The 13,965-nt window shown below is 69.1% G+C and carries 11 protein-coding genes; 7 read left to right on the top strand and 4 right to left on the bottom strand.

Translation table 11 applies throughout. The features are described 5' to 3' along the window. The first annotated feature begins 33 nt into the window (after window positions 1-33). Entirely contained in the window at window positions 34-864 is an 831-nt protein-coding gene (locus OG804_RS08895) for an enoyl-CoA hydratase/isomerase family protein (RefSeq protein WP_328395780.1), read from the top strand. 45 nt (window positions 865-909) lie between these two features. Next, window positions 910-1,155, top strand: coding sequence for a hypothetical protein (locus OG804_RS08900; protein ID WP_328395782.1), 246 nt, complete (start codon window positions 910-912; stop codon window positions 1,153-1,155). 9 nt (window positions 1,156-1,164) lie between these two features. Here the strand turns inward: OG804_RS08900 and ilvD are convergent, their stop codons facing one another. Beyond that, complete coding sequence (gene ilvD / locus OG804_RS08905) at window positions 1,165-2,844, bottom strand: dihydroxy-acid dehydratase (RefSeq protein ID WP_328398290.1); 1,680 nt, start codon at window positions 2,842-2,844, stop codon at window positions 1,165-1,167. A 151-nt stretch (window positions 2,845-2,995) separates the two neighbouring features. Continuing rightward, window positions 2,996-3,481 (bottom strand): MarR family transcriptional regulator, encoded by a 486-nt coding sequence (locus OG804_RS08910; RefSeq protein WP_328395784.1) that lies wholly within the window; start codon window positions 3,479-3,481, stop codon window positions 2,996-2,998. Between the two features lie 45 nt (window positions 3,482-3,526). Here OG804_RS08910 and OG804_RS08915 point away from each other — a divergent pair, with 45 nt between their 5' ends. Next, window positions 3,527-4,393, top strand: a complete 867-nt coding sequence (locus OG804_RS08915) for an SDR family NAD(P)-dependent oxidoreductase (protein WP_328395786.1) — start codon at window positions 3,527-3,529, stop codon at window positions 4,391-4,393. 75 nt (window positions 4,394-4,468) lie between these two features. Here OG804_RS08915 and OG804_RS08920 read toward each other — a convergent pair whose 3' ends face one another. After that, window positions 4,469-5,242 (bottom strand): thioesterase II family protein, encoded by a 774-nt coding sequence (locus OG804_RS08920; protein WP_328395788.1) that lies wholly within the window; start codon window positions 5,240-5,242, stop codon window positions 4,469-4,471. A 289-nt stretch (window positions 5,243-5,531) separates the two neighbouring features. Then, window positions 5,532-6,083: a YceI family protein gene (locus OG804_RS08925; RefSeq protein WP_328395790.1), complete on the bottom strand. Its 552-nt coding sequence runs from the start codon at window positions 6,081-6,083 to the stop codon at window positions 5,532-5,534. A 101-nt stretch (window positions 6,084-6,184) separates the two neighbouring features. Here OG804_RS08925 and OG804_RS08930 point away from each other — a divergent pair, with 101 nt between their 5' ends. The 4 genes from OG804_RS08930 to OG804_RS08945 all read left to right on the top strand — a co-directional run bounded on the left by OG804_RS08930 (window position 6,185) and on the right by OG804_RS08945 (window position 13,808). Beyond that, window positions 6,185-7,021, top strand: a complete 837-nt coding sequence (locus OG804_RS08930) for a helix-turn-helix transcriptional regulator (RefSeq protein WP_328395792.1) — start codon at window positions 6,185-6,187, stop codon at window positions 7,019-7,021. 192 nt (window positions 7,022-7,213) lie between these two features. Then, entirely contained in the window at window positions 7,214-7,669 is a 456-nt protein-coding gene (locus tag OG804_RS08935; RefSeq protein ID WP_328395794.1) for a VOC family protein, read from the top strand. A 432-nt stretch (window positions 7,670-8,101) separates the two neighbouring features. Continuing rightward, entirely contained in the window at window positions 8,102-10,294 is a 2,193-nt protein-coding gene (gene helR / locus OG804_RS08940; protein WP_328395796.1) for an RNA polymerase recycling motor ATPase HelR, read from the top strand. 232 nt (window positions 10,295-10,526) lie between these two features. Then, window positions 10,527-13,808, top strand: a complete 3,282-nt coding sequence (locus OG804_RS08945; protein WP_442941865.1) for an arabinosyltransferase domain-containing protein — start codon at window positions 10,527-10,529, stop codon at window positions 13,806-13,808. The last annotated feature ends 157 nt before the right edge of the window (window positions 13,809-13,965 follow it).

Here is a 13,965-nt window from a genome sequence, read left to right on the forward strand (position 1 = left end):
TGGCTTCTACAACAGAAGTCAGGAGCTACTGGAATGAGCCACGGTTACACCGCGCTGACCGTCCGCCGAGACCGCGGAGTCGCCTTCGTATCCTTCGACCATCCCCCGGTCAATCTGGTCGACGCACAATTGATCACCGACCTCGACCGCTTCCACGACGAGATCCACGACGACGCCGCGATTCGGGTGATCGTCTTCCAGAGCGCCCTTCCGGACTTCTTCCTCGCCCACGGCGATATGCGCCTGGTGAGCGAACCGGAGACCCTGGCCGCCTACGCGGCGGGACCGGGCCCCGGCCTCTACCGCCGATTCGCCGGACTACCGCAGGTGACGATCGCCAAGGTCGCCGGCCGGGTGCGCGGTGGCGGCGCCGAATTCCTGCTGTACCTCGACCTGCGCTACGCCGCCCTCGGAAGTTCCTGGTTCGGGCAGCCCGAGGTGAGTCTCGGCATCATTCCCGGCGGCGGTGGCACCCAACTGCTCCCGCGGCTGATCGGCCGATCCCGGGCGCTCGAGGTCGTGCTCGGCGGGGGCCGCTACGACGCCGCGACCGCCGAGAGGTACGGCTGGATCGACCGAGCGCTCCCGGCCGCGGAACTCGACGCCTTCGTCGACGATCTCGCCTTCCGCATCGCCGCCCAGCCACCCGCCGCGGTCGCGGCAGCGAAGGAAGCCATCGCCCACGCGACCGATGCGCGCGACGCGGACACCGACCGCGAAACCGCATTGCTCATGCCGCTGTTCACCGGGCCGGAGGCACGGCAGCGCTTTTCCGACGCGCTCGCGGCGGGCGCGCAAACCCACCCGGGCGAACTCGACCTCGAAGGTCTGCTCGGTCGCCTCGGCGCCGTCGCGGTCGAGTAGACCACCGGCCGGGACGCCAGGAGCGTTCCCGGTCGCTCGCTGTGAGTGAACGATGCCGCCGCTACCACCCTGGTGTCGGGTCTGTCGCGTATCCACGCCCGCGGCGAGAATCGTGACGGGCTGCCGCCGGGCCGCGCCGCCCCGCGGCCGGCGCCGGATCGGGACGCGGAGATCGCGCGACGCGGTCTCTATCGGCGCTATCCGCACCTGCGTGCGGTCGGAAAACCGGTCCACTGCCCGTCCCGGGTCATCCGGGGCCCGCAGCCCCTGCTGGCGCGGACCTCCGGCTGACACCGGCGCTCAATCGCAGACCGCCCCCTGCGAGGCGGAGCCCACCAGGCGCGCGTACTTCGCGAGCACCCCTCGCGTGTAGCGGGACGGCAGCGGCGCCCAGCCGTCACGGCGCTCGTCGAGTACCGCCGGTTCCAGCAGCAGGTCGAGAGTGCCCGTGCCCACGTCGAGGCGGATGCGGTCGCCGTCCCGAACGAAGGCGATGGGTCCCGCGTCCACCGCTTCCGGGGCCACATGGCCGACACACAGGCCGGTGGTACCGCCGGAGAACCGTCCGTCGGTCAGCAGCAGGACGTCCTTGCCGAGTCCGGCGCCCTTGATCGCCGCGGTGATCGCCAGCATCTCGCGCATTCCCGGCCCGCCCTTGGGTCCCTCGTACCGGATGACCACGACGTCACCCGCCGCGATGGTCCCGTCCTCGAGCGCGTCCATGGCGGCCCGCTCGCGGTCGAAGACCCGGGCCGTGCCTTCGAAGACATCGGATTCGAACCCGGCGGATTTGACCACGGCGCCGCCGGGCGCGAGGGACCCGTGCAGGATGGTGATACCGCCGGTCGGATGGATCGGCTCGGACAGCACCCGCACGACCTTGCCGTCCGGGTCCGGCGGCGCGATGCTCGCCAGGTTCTCGGCCACCGTACGACCGGTCACGGTGAGACAGTCGCCGTGCAGGAGTCCGGCGTCGAGGAGCGCCTTCATCAACACCGGGACACCGCCCACGCGGTCGATATCGGTCATCACATGCCGTCCGAACGGTTTCACATCGGCCAGGTGCGGAACGCGACGACCGACTCGGGCGAAATCCTCCAGGCTCAGCGCCACATCGGCCTCGTGCGCGATCGCCAGCAGGTGCAGCACCGCGTTGGTGGACCCGCCGAACGCCATCACCACCGCGATGGCGTTCTCGAACGCCTCCTTGGTGAGGATGTCGGAGGTGGTGATGCCGCGCCGGATCAGTTCGACTACCGCCGCACCGCTGCGGCGGGCGTATCCGTCGCGCCGACGATCCGTGGCCGGGGGCGCCGCGCTGCCGGGCAGCGACATCCCCAGCGCCTCGGCCGCGCTCGCCATCGTATTGGCGGTGTACATACCGCCGCACGCGCCCTCGCCCGGGCAGATCGCCCGCTCGATCGCATCGACGTCCGCCCGGCTCATCAAACCTCGCGAGCAGGCGCCCACCGCCTCGAACGCATCGATGATGGTCACTTCGCGCTCACTGCCGTCGGACAATTTCGCGATACCCGGCAGGATGGATCCGGCGTAGAGGAACACGCTCGCCAGGTTCAACCGGGCCGCCGCCATCAACATCCCGGGCAGCGATTTATCGCAACCCGCGAGCAGAACCGATCCGTCCAGTCGTTCGGCCTGCATCACGGTCTCCACGCTGTCGGCGATCACCTCACGCGAGACCAGAGAGAAGTGCATCCCCTCGTGGCCCATCGAGATCCCGTCGGAGACCGAGATGGTGCCGAATTGCATGGGGAATCCGCCGGCGGCGAATACGCCGTCCTTACAACCGCCGGCCAGCCGGTCGAGCGACAAGTTGCACGGGGTGATCTCGTTCCACGAGGACGCCACTCCGATCTGGGCCTTCCCCCAGTCGTCGTCGCCCATGCCGACCGCGCGCAGCATCCCGCGCGCGGCGGTCTTCTCGAGTCCGTCGGTGACATCACGGCTGCGCGGTTTCATATCGGGAGTACTCGGTTGGGAAGACACGACGCCCATCATCCTCTTTCCGTACCGGAAGTCCGCCGGACCACGCCCGGCAGTGGGAGCAGAACTCGGCACGGTGGTGGCACATCGGAACGGTCGCCGCGGACCGGCCGCGACGGGCCGATGATCATTGCGCGGCGCGCTCGGTTCGAGTCGGCCCGCCGGAGCCCGGGGCTCCGGCACTCCCGCCGGGTACCTCGATGAGCCCGACCAATTCGTCGAGCAGCGCGATCACCCGGGTCTGCTGTACCGGTGACAGATGGGGCAGTTCGGCCCCCAGCGCGAAATCGACCGGTACCCGGCCGCGGGTCCGGAAGACCTCCTGCACGACGCCCGGCTCGACCGTGACCAGTACGCGCCTGCCGTCGGCGGGGTCCGGCACCGTCGTGAGCAGGGCCTGATCGCGGAAGCGCGCCACGATTCGCGATACGAGGCTCTGGGTGATGGCCGTCCGGTCGGTGATATCGCGAATCGACGAGCCGGGGTGCAGCGCCACATCCTCGAGCACGGCGTATTCACTCGGCGGGATCCGGCGCCTACCGGTATTGCCGGTCGCGACGAAGGCGATCGCCCGGAGCCTGCGGGCGACCAGGTGCAGGCTGGCAGCATCCATGACGGCAATATACATCTCTAGTCATATAAATTATGATCCATCACTATGCATGGAATATCCCGTCTGATCTACGAGGTCGGCCACGGACTGGACACCCACCTCGGACTCCCCCGGCTGCGCCCGCGGCCCACCCTGCCCACCGTGGCGACCGGACGGACCGTGCTGATCACCGGCGCCTCCTCGGGCATCGGCCGGGCCGCGGCCGTCCGGCTCGGCGCGGCAGGCGCCGACGTCGCGCTGCTGGCGCGACGGGAAACCGAACTGAACGAAGTCGCCGCGCAGATCCGCGCACAGGGCGGCACAGCCAGCGTCCACCCCTGCGACCTCAACGATTTCGACGCACTCGACGCCGCGGTCGCCGCCGTACTCGCCGAGCACGGCGGCGTGGACGTCCTGATCAACAATGCCGGACGGTCGATCCGGCGCCGGCTCGACGAATCCTATGAACGCTTCCACGATTTCGAGCGCACCATGCGCCTGAACTATTTCGCCGCACTGCGCCTGATGCTCGCCGTGCTACCGGGTATGCGCGAACGACAGTCCGGACATATCGTCAATATCCTGTCGGTCGCGAACCTCTTCGGCGGTCCCGGTTACAGCGCCTATGTCGCGTCGAAAGCGGCACTGGACTCGCTCTCCGCCAGTTTCGATGCCGAAACCCTGCCCGAGGACGTCCGTTTCACCTCGGTGTACATGCCGCTCGTCCGCACCCCGATGATCGCCCCCAACGCGCAATACCGCGACAGCGCGGCCCTGACTCCCGAACAGGGTGCACAGATCATCTGCCGGGCGCTCACCGACCGTCCCCGGCACGTCGGGCCGCTCCTCGGACGCCTGGCCGCCGTGATCGACACCGCTTTCCCCGAGTACTCGGCAGCCGGGCGCGGCGACCGCTTCACCAAAGGAATGTGAACAGAGCACGCCGAGCCCCGGCACCGGTTTCGAGGTCCGAATCGCCTTCGGAGCCGATCGGATCGAACGATCTGCCTACGGGCTCGAAGGATTCTCCGCACCGACGTTCCGGACGATGAGATCCGCGATCTCACGACTGTTGTCGTCGAGATAGAAATGGCCGCCGGGAAACGAACTCGTCGCGAAACCGCCGGCGGTGTGGTGGCGCCACCCGCCGAGCTGATCGGGTGTGGTCGTCGGATCGGATCGGCCGAGCAGCGCGAAGATATCGCAGCCAAGCCTCGTCCCGGGCCGGTACCGATAGGTCTCGACCGCCCGGTAATCGTTACGCACGGCGGGCAATACGAGTTCGGCGAGACCGGGCTCGTCACGCAGCACCCGCACCGACGCCGGGTCGTTCGCGAGCCGCTCGAGCTCGGCGATCAACGCGTCGTCGGACGCCCGGTGCAGGGTCCCCTGCTCGACGAACGTGGGGTCCGGGCGACCGGACACGAACAGTGCCGCGACCGGCCGCCCGTCCGCTTCGAGGCACCGGGCGGTTTCGAAGGCGACGGTCGCACCCATGCTGTGACCGAAGAGGACCGGCCGCGCGGCGGTCAGCGGCCGGATCGCCGCGGCGATGAGAGCGGCGAGTTCGGTGATCGAGGGGACGAGCGGGTCACCGAGCCGATCCTGACGGCCCGGATACTGGACGGCGTACACGGCCGGGCCGGGGCCGAAACTCGAAGCGAGGCGACTGTAACCGGTGGCCGAGCCGCCACCCGGGGGAAAGCAGATCAGCGTCGGATGCCCCGCGCGCCCGGGTCGCAACTCCCGCAACCAGGTGGACGGCTCGGCACTGCTCGGCACGGGTCTCTCCTCTGCGATCCGGTTGGCACCACGGCGCCGCACGCGACCGTTCACACAATCGGGCACCGGGCCGCTCCGGTAGGGAGCGCGCGCAGAAACGGTACGCCCGTACTCCGATCCCGCGCCCGCCAGGGTCCGCCGCGCAGACCGGCCACCGGCCGCACAGCGCCCCACGTGACCACGAACGGCGACAACCGCTCGTGGTCACGCGCATCGAGGGACCCGATCGCCTCGGTCGGCGCCTCCTGCGGTGGCCCCGGCCGCGGATTCCCCGCCTCGACGAGAGCGGTTATACCGGCTCGATCAGCTGGATCTCGAGCTCGATCTTGACGGCGTCGCTCAGCATCCCCGGCGCGGGGACGCCGACCCCGAAATCACTGCGCTTGATGGTGCCGGTCGCGGAGAACCCGGCATGGCGTCCACCGCCGGGACCGAGGTCGCCGATGCCGCCCCATTCCACATCCAAGGTGACCGGCCGGGTCACCGAACCCAGCGTGGCTTCCCCCGCGACCGCGAAGGTATCGGCGATGCGAACCGGTTCGGTGGCACGGAAGGTCAAGGTGGGGCGGTTGGCGACATCGAGGAAATCGGCCGCGCGCACGTGGTTGTCCCGGTCCGGGTTTCCGGTGTCGAACGAATCGAGGTGGATGATCGCCGCGATGGCGGCGGCGCCGGAGTCGTCCACCACGAACTGGGTCTCGAAGCGGGTGAATCCGCCACGCACCTTGGCGATACCGAGGTGGCGGATGGTGAAGGCGATCGAGGAGTGCGCGGTATCGAGTGCCCATTCACCTGAGCGCAAGGTCGCGGCGGGGCCGGCGGTTTCCTGGGATGTGGTCATGGCATCGACGATCACCGCGGCGGCGGCCGTTAGCCAGACCCCCCTTATCCTGGACCTGACAAGGCGCGGCTGATCGCGCCCTGACGGGGCACGATGGTGAGATGACCCGAAGCGCATTCGCGGAGTTCCTGGTCCGGCGCCGCGCCGAACTCCGCCCCGCAGATCTGGGCCTGCCCGCCGGCGGGCGGCGCCGCACCCCGGGGCTGCGGCGCGAAGAGGTCGCCGTTCGCGCCGGGGTCAGCGTCGACTATCTGGCCCGGCTCGAGCAGGGTCGTGACAGCAATCCCTCGATTGCGGTGGTGGAGGCCCTGGCGACGGCGCTGCTGCTGGACGAACGGGAGCGCAGCACTTTCGGCTGGCTCGCGCTGACCAGCAGTCATGCGGCCCGGTGCCCGAAGGAGCCCGAGGCGCACGAGCAGGTTCCCGAAACGATGGAAGCCATTCTGCGGGCGCTGACACCCACCGCGGCGTTCGTGCTCGGCCGCCGGGCGAACGTCCTGGGCTGGAACGCGGCGTGGGCGGATTTCGCCGCCCCGCTGGGCCTGCTGGACGATCGGGAGAACGTGAATCTGGCCCACTACGTGTACGCGCATCCGATGGCCAGGAGAGTCCTGCGCAACTGGTCCGAGACGGCCGATGCTCTCGCCGAGACGCTGCGGCGCGCCGCCCTGCGCTGGCCCGGTGACACCGGCCTGCGCGAGACGATCGACGCACTGCACCGAATCCCCGACTTCGCCGCCCGCTGGCGCCCGCAGGGTGCGCACCACGATATCGCCACGACCCTCCGTTTCGACCACCCGGAACTGGGCACCGTCGACGTCCCCTTCGAGAGCCTGGAAAGCGACCGGCAACAGAGCCTGGTCGTCTGGCTGGTCGACCGCGCTCCCGCGTCCGGTCAGAGCCTGCGCCTGGTGCCCCGGCAAGCCGTCGGGGAGTGAAGCCCACCTAGGTAGGACCGGCGCTCCCCTGCCTGCTCGTCCCGATGAATCGGATTTCTTATCCGGTCGGGAGGTCGGCGCCATTGCACCCACCCCCGCTCGATGAGAATATTCTTCTTATGCAAGAGAATGAGATTCTGATCGATAGGCCGGCACGTGCTGTCCGGTCACGGCGCGCAAAGGTTCTCCGCCATGAAGGCTGACGACCACTTCCATCTCGGCCTGGTGACCACGGATATGGCCGCGACCGTCGCCGCGCTATCGGCCGCCCTCGGCTACGAATGGGGCGACCAACTGGGCAATATCGTCCAGGTGACCGGACCCTCCGGCGTCGACGATGTCGAGCTGGCGTGCGTGTTCTCGATCACCGAGCCGCGACTCGAGGTAGTGCGTGCCGTGCCGGGAACACTGTGGGAACCGGTCGCCGGCGGTGGTGTGCATCACCTCGGATATTGGTCCGACGACGTGACCGCCGATATCGCGGAACTGGTCGGGCACGGATGGCAGGTCGAAGCGACCCGCGAGATGCCGGATGGCGCACTGTTCTTCGCGTTCCTGCAGAAACCCGGCGGGTTCCGGATCGAACTGGTGGACCGCCGGGCCGAGCCGAGCATGCGTCGATGTTGGCAGGCCCCCGCCGAACGGTGACGGCCCGGCCGCGCGCTCACGGAGTGGGTCCCGCCGCGAATGATCATCGAACCGCGGTCATCGCCCCGGTCTTGCGGTCCCCGCGGTTCGGGTCGCAACAGTGGAGGACGACAGTTCACGGCAATGGTGTCGGCAGGGAGATTCCGGACCGGAAAGAACTGTGAGTGTGCCCACTCGACCGAGTAAGGAAAGGCCAGTTCCAGCCTTTCCACTTTCAACATATAGCGCACAGGGGGGCTTGCGGCAAGACCCCGGTCTTGCCGCAGAATCATCCGCCGAGCCCAGAAGCCGAGGACACGGGCCACGGAAGAGCGTGCCGTCGTACGCCCCGGCAGGGGTGGACACGTCGCCACGCCCGTCGCACTTCACCGGAGCGGCGGACCCGTGTCCGAGCGCACCGCGGGGATCGGCGAGCCGAGGGAACGAGGGCATATGTCAGAGCAGGGGTACGAGACCGAGCTGCGGTCCGAGCGGACCTACGTGGACGGGCTCTACGAACAGCTGGACGCCGAGCGCGCCCGAGCCGGGGAACGGTACGCCGCGACGTTGCGGGGAAACGGCGGGACCCTGCTGGATCGCGATGCCGAGGTGCGCGCGCTGGCCAAAGAGGTGAAGCGGCTCGACGTGGCGGACAACAAACTGTGCTTCGGCCGACTGGACACCCTGTCGGGCGAGGTCTCCTATATCGGGCGGATCGGCCTGCTCGACGCGGACAACGAGTTCGAATCGAAATTACTCGATTGGCGGGCGCCCGCGTCTCGCGCGTTCTACGTCGCCACCGCCGCGACCCCGGAGAACATGCGGCGCCGTCGCCAGTTCCACAGTCGCGGTCGACGCGTGGTCGACTACACCGACGAGGTGCTGGGACGTCCCGACGGGGCCGAACGTGGCGACGCGGCCCTGCTCGCGGCGGTCGCGGCACCACGCGGTGACGGGATGCGCGATATCGTCGCGACGATCCAGGCCGAACAGGACGAGATCATCCGGCTCGATCACCCAGGGGTCCTGGTGATCGAGGGCGGGCCGGGCACCGGGAAGACGGTGGTGGCGCTGCATCGCGTCGCCTACCTGCTCTACACCCAGCGGGAACGGATAGAGCGCCACGGGGTGCTCGTCGTCGGCCCCAACCCGGCGTTCCTGAACCACATCGGCCGCGTGCTGCCGTCGCTCGGCGAGTCCGATGTGGTGTTCACGACCACCGGTGACCTCGTCCCCGGCCTGCACGTCACCGCGGAGGACGCGCCGGAGGCCACGCGGATCAAAGGGTCGCTGCAGATCCTCGAGGTGCTGGCGGCGGCGATCGCCGATCGGCAGCGGCTGCCGCAGCGACCGCTGCCCATCGAACTCGCCGACGTGACGGTGCGTATCGATGCCGAGACCGCGGAATGGGCCCGGGAGGAGGCGCGCGTGAGCGGGCGACCGCACAACGAAGCCCGCACGGTGTTCCGGGAGATCATCACCTATGTGCTCACCGAACGGGCGATCGGCCGGATCGGCCGGGGCTGGCTGACCAGGTCGGACCGTGACGCCTGGGAAGACCTGCGCAAAGATCTGATCGAGGAGCTCGCGGGAAACGACGCCTTCACCGCGGCGCTCGACGAGCTCTGGCCGGTGCTGACGCCGGAAGCGCTGCTGGCACAGCTGTTCGCCGCACCCGAGCGGCTACGCGCGGCCGGCGCGGAACAGGCGCTGTGGCGCGCCGAGGGTGACGCCTGGACGGTATCGGACGTGCCGCTGCTCGACGAACTGGTCGATCTGCTGGGTGGTGACAAGTCGGCGGATGTGGCGGCCGAGCGGGAAGACAAGGCCCAGGCCCAGTACGCGGCCGGCGTGCTGGATCTCATGGTCGGGCGCGAGGACATGATGGACGACGAGGACCATCTGTTCGCCCAGGACATGCTGTACGCCGAGGATCTGGCCGACCGTTTCGTCGAGCGCGATACCCGGGAGCTCGTCGAACGCGCGGCGGCGGACCGCGATTGGACTTACCGGCACGTCGTGGTGGACGAGGCTCAGGAACTGTCCGAAATGGACTGGCGGGTGCTGATGCGGCGCTGCCCGGGTCGGTCCTTCACGGTAGTGGGCGATCTCGTCCAACGACGGTCGGCGGCCGGCGCGAAATCGTGGAAGACGATGCTCGAGCCCTACGTTCCCGGCCGCTGGCAGTATCGCTCGCTCTCGGTGAACTACCGGACACCGGCGGAGATCATGACCGTGGCCGCGGCACTGCTCGCCGAGTTCGCGCCGGGAGTACAGCCGCCGGAATCGGTTCGCGCGTGCGGCGTGCGGCCCTGGTCCCGGCAGGTCACCGCAGCCGAATTGGACGCGGCAATAGCCGAATTCGTCCAGGAGGAAGCCGGGCGCGAGGGCACCAGCGTGGTGATCGGACCGCCGGGCGTGCCGGGCGCCGTACCGGCCTCGGAGACCAAAGGACTGGAGTTCGACTCGGTGCTGATCGTGGAACCGGAGCGGATCCTGGCCGAAGGCCCACGCGGCACGGCCGAACTGTACGTGGCCCTTACCCGCGCCACCCAGCGGCTGGGTGTCCTGCACCGGGCACCGCTGCCGCCGGCTCTGGCCGGTCTCACGGATGTCGGGGCGCCCGTGCACGCCGGAAACCGATAGTTCGCGGAGCCGACTCGCGGGCGTGTGCCCCGCCCCGGCACTCGCCCCCGGGCTCGCGAGGTTCTCGCGATCGGAAATCCCGTTCCGCCACCCGGCGCGCGACCCGAAAATACGCCGTCCCTGTTCAGAGGACTGCGCACCGCAATCCCGCTGAGCGCAGGCTGAGAATAGTTCGCCCGATTCCTCCGGTTACGAATGCGTCACGATACGATCGCCCCCCGTGACGGACACCATGGTGAGGGCGGACGAGGCGCCCTCGGGCGAGCAACCCGGGGCCATTCGGCCCGCACGCGGACAATGGGCGAGGTGGGTGGCCCTGATCGCCGGCCTGCTCGCGACACTGTGCGCCGTCGCGGTGCCACTGCTGCCGGTGCACGTCGACCGGACCACGCTCGCATGGCCCCAGGACGGTTCGACCCGCAGCATCAGCGCGCCGCTGATGTCGTACGCGCCGCTGACCTTCGATGTCACCATTCCCGGCGCCGCATTGGCGCAGCTGTCCGAACGTGGCGGACCGGCCGCCGCGACCATGCCCGCGGACGCGCCCGACCTCGAGAAGTACGGTTTCGTCGCTCGGGTGCAGCCCGAACGCAACGGTGAACCCGCACGCCTCGAGGTGATACTGCGCAGCCAGTCGATGTTCGGCGTCCCGCTGGACAGCCTTACCGGCGCCACCCTCACGGTGCATTCCGACAGCTCGTCCACCACGGCGGAGCTGACCGGCACCGATACCGAGCCGGTGGTGCTGTACGGGGATTTCCGGCCCCAGCTGGTCGGGATCTTCAGCGATCTGCCCAGTTCGGGCGGTACCTCGGTCACCGCGGAGGTGGACAGCCGGTTCTCGGTCGAGCCGACGCTCCTCAAACGCGCCGCCACGGTGCTGGCGGTGGTGTTCACACTGGTCTCCCTGGCGGCGCTGTACCGGTTGGACCGATCCCGCGGGCTTCGGATGCGACGTCTGATACCGCGGCGCTGGCGCACCTTCACCGGCATCGACGCCACGGTGCTCGCGACCCTGCTGCTGTGGCATTTCATCGGCTCCACGACCTCCGACGACGGCTACCAGTTCGGCATGGCCCGCACCTCACTGGCCTCCGGTTACATGGCCAATTACTTCCGGTTCTTCGGCGTGCCCGAGAATCCGGTCGGCACGCCGCCCTACGACGTGATCGCGCAGATGACCGAGATCAGCACCGCCAGCCCGTGGGTGCGGCTGCCCACCCTGCTGGCCGGGGTCATCGCGTGGCTGGCGCTGAGCCGCGAGGTCATGCCCCGGCTCGGAACGCGGTTACGCCACGACAAGATCGTGGTGTGGACCGGCGCACTGGGATTTCTCGCGATATGGCTCCCCTACAACAACGGTCTGCGGCCGGAACCGGTGATCGCGGTCGCGGTCCTGCTCACCTGGTGTTTCGTCGAACGCGCCATCGCGGCGAAACGGCTGCTGCCCTACGCGATAGCCGTGCTGATCGCCGCGTTCAGTCTCACCGCGGCGCCCTCGGGGGTGATCTGTTTCGCGCCCCTGGCGGCCGGGGCACGTTCGGTGGTGCGATTCGGCATCGACCGGGCCCGCGCGCTGACCGCGACCGCCGCCGGGCAGGACGGCCCGCTCGGCTCCGCCGGATCCCGGCCCCGGTGGGTTTCCCGGCTGCCGGCCTACGGCGCACTGCTGGCCCCACTCGCCGCGGCCGGCACACTGGTACTGGTCTTCGCGTTCGGCGTACAGCCGCTCTCGGCGCTGTTCGAGATGACCCGCGTGCACAACGCGGTCGGGCCCGCGGTGCCCTGGTACGACGACTACCAGGCCTACCAGCGCCTGTTCACCCCCACCGCGGACGGCTCGATCGGCCGCCGCTTCGGGGTCGTCGCGATGTGGCTCGGCCTGCTGGTGTGCACCTTCGTGATGCTGCGCAAGGGCAGCCGGATCCCCTGTGTCGCGTCGGGTCCGGCGAAACGGCTACTGGGAATCACCTTCGGTGCGATGCTGCTGATGGCGACCGTGCCGACGAAGTTCACCCACCACAACGGTGTCTTCGCCGGACTGGCCGGAGCGGTCGCCGTCGTCACGGCGGTGGCGGTGGGCCCGAAGGTGCTGCGGGCCCCGCGTTACCGGGCACTGTTCGCGGCCATCGTGGCGGTGGTGATGGCGCAGATCTTCACCGGCGTCAACAAGTGGTTCTACGCGTCCGGCCACGGTATTCCGTGGTGGGACCGGGCGCCGACGATCGGCGGCGTCGCAATGAGCCAGATCTTCCTGACCATCGCCGTGCTCTGCCTGCTGCTCGCCGCCTGGTGGCATGTCCGGGCGCCGGAACCGGGTACACCGCACCGGGTCTCGCCGCGCGCCTGGCGGCTGGTGAAAGTACCTCCGTTGACGGTGGCCGCGGCGCTGATCGTACTGTTCCAGGTGGGTTCGTTCGCGACGGCCGCGGCGACCCAGTATCCGGCGTTCTCGCTGGCTCGTTCCAATATCGACGCGGTACTGGGCAAGCCGTGCGGGCTCGCCAACGATGTACTGGTCGAGACCGACCCCGATGCCTCGATGCTCGCGCCGCTCAACGGTGACCCGGCGAGCACCTTCACCGGTGACGCGTCCGGATTCGTACCCAACGGCGTCGACGACGTCACCTCCGACGACGACGATCAGTCGAAAGACGACGACAGCATCGCGGACGCGCTGGATAGGTCCGACAACAGCTCCGGGACGCAAACCGGTGGCGCGCCACTGCCCTTCGGGCTCTCCCCCGGCACTCCTGTTCTCGGCACCGCCGGACAGCAGGAGGCTGCGGAGCTGACCACCGGCTGGTACCGGTTACCGGACCCCGGCGACCGCCAGGGGATCATGGCGATCACCGCGGCGGGCCGGTTCCGCGCGATCACGCAGGACGGTTCGGTGATGCCCGGACAACCCGTGGACATCGAATACGGCAGCACGGATTCGGCGACCACGGCGCGGCCGCTCGGCACGGTGATACCGATCGATATCGGTCCGACGCCGTCGTGGCGGAACCTGCGGGTGCCGTTGGACCAGATACCGGAACAGGCCGATGTAGTGCGCATCGTCGCCAAGGACAAGACGCTGGACCCCGAGCAGTGGATCGCGTTGACGCCGCCGCGGATCCCGCAGACCCGCACGCTGAACGACCTGATCGGATCGGACCAGCCGGTCCTGCTCGATTGGGCCGTGGGCCTGCAGTTCCCGTGTCAACGGCCCTACGACCACAAGGACGGTATCGCGCAGACGCCCGGCTGGCGCATCCTGCCCGACCGGCCGGCCGCCAACACCACCAATCTGTGGCAGCGTCACGATGGCGGCGGGCCGCTCGGCTGGAGTCGGCAGCTGCTCAGCTCGCAGACCCTGGCCACCTATCTGAAGGACGATTGGAGCCACGATTGGGGTCAGCTACAGCGGTTGACCCCCCTCGACACCGCGGCGCGGACCGCGGTGCCGACGGTCACCCAGGAGCCCCGATCCGGTCTCTGGAGTCCCGGGCATATCAACGTCTCCTGGTAACCGGAGGCCGTCGCGTCGGCCCTGTCACGCAGTGGAACTCACCGCACCGGCGACCACTGCGTGGCAGGGACCGGACAGGTCGCCTGCGCGGACACACGAGATAAATGGGATGCCGTCGTCGTCCTCCGGACACGACACAACGCGACTGGAACGCGCA

It is taken from the genome of Nocardia sp. NBC_00416, from assembly GCF_036032445.1.
Classification (GTDB): Bacteria; Actinomycetota; Actinomycetes; order Mycobacteriales; family Mycobacteriaceae; genus Nocardia.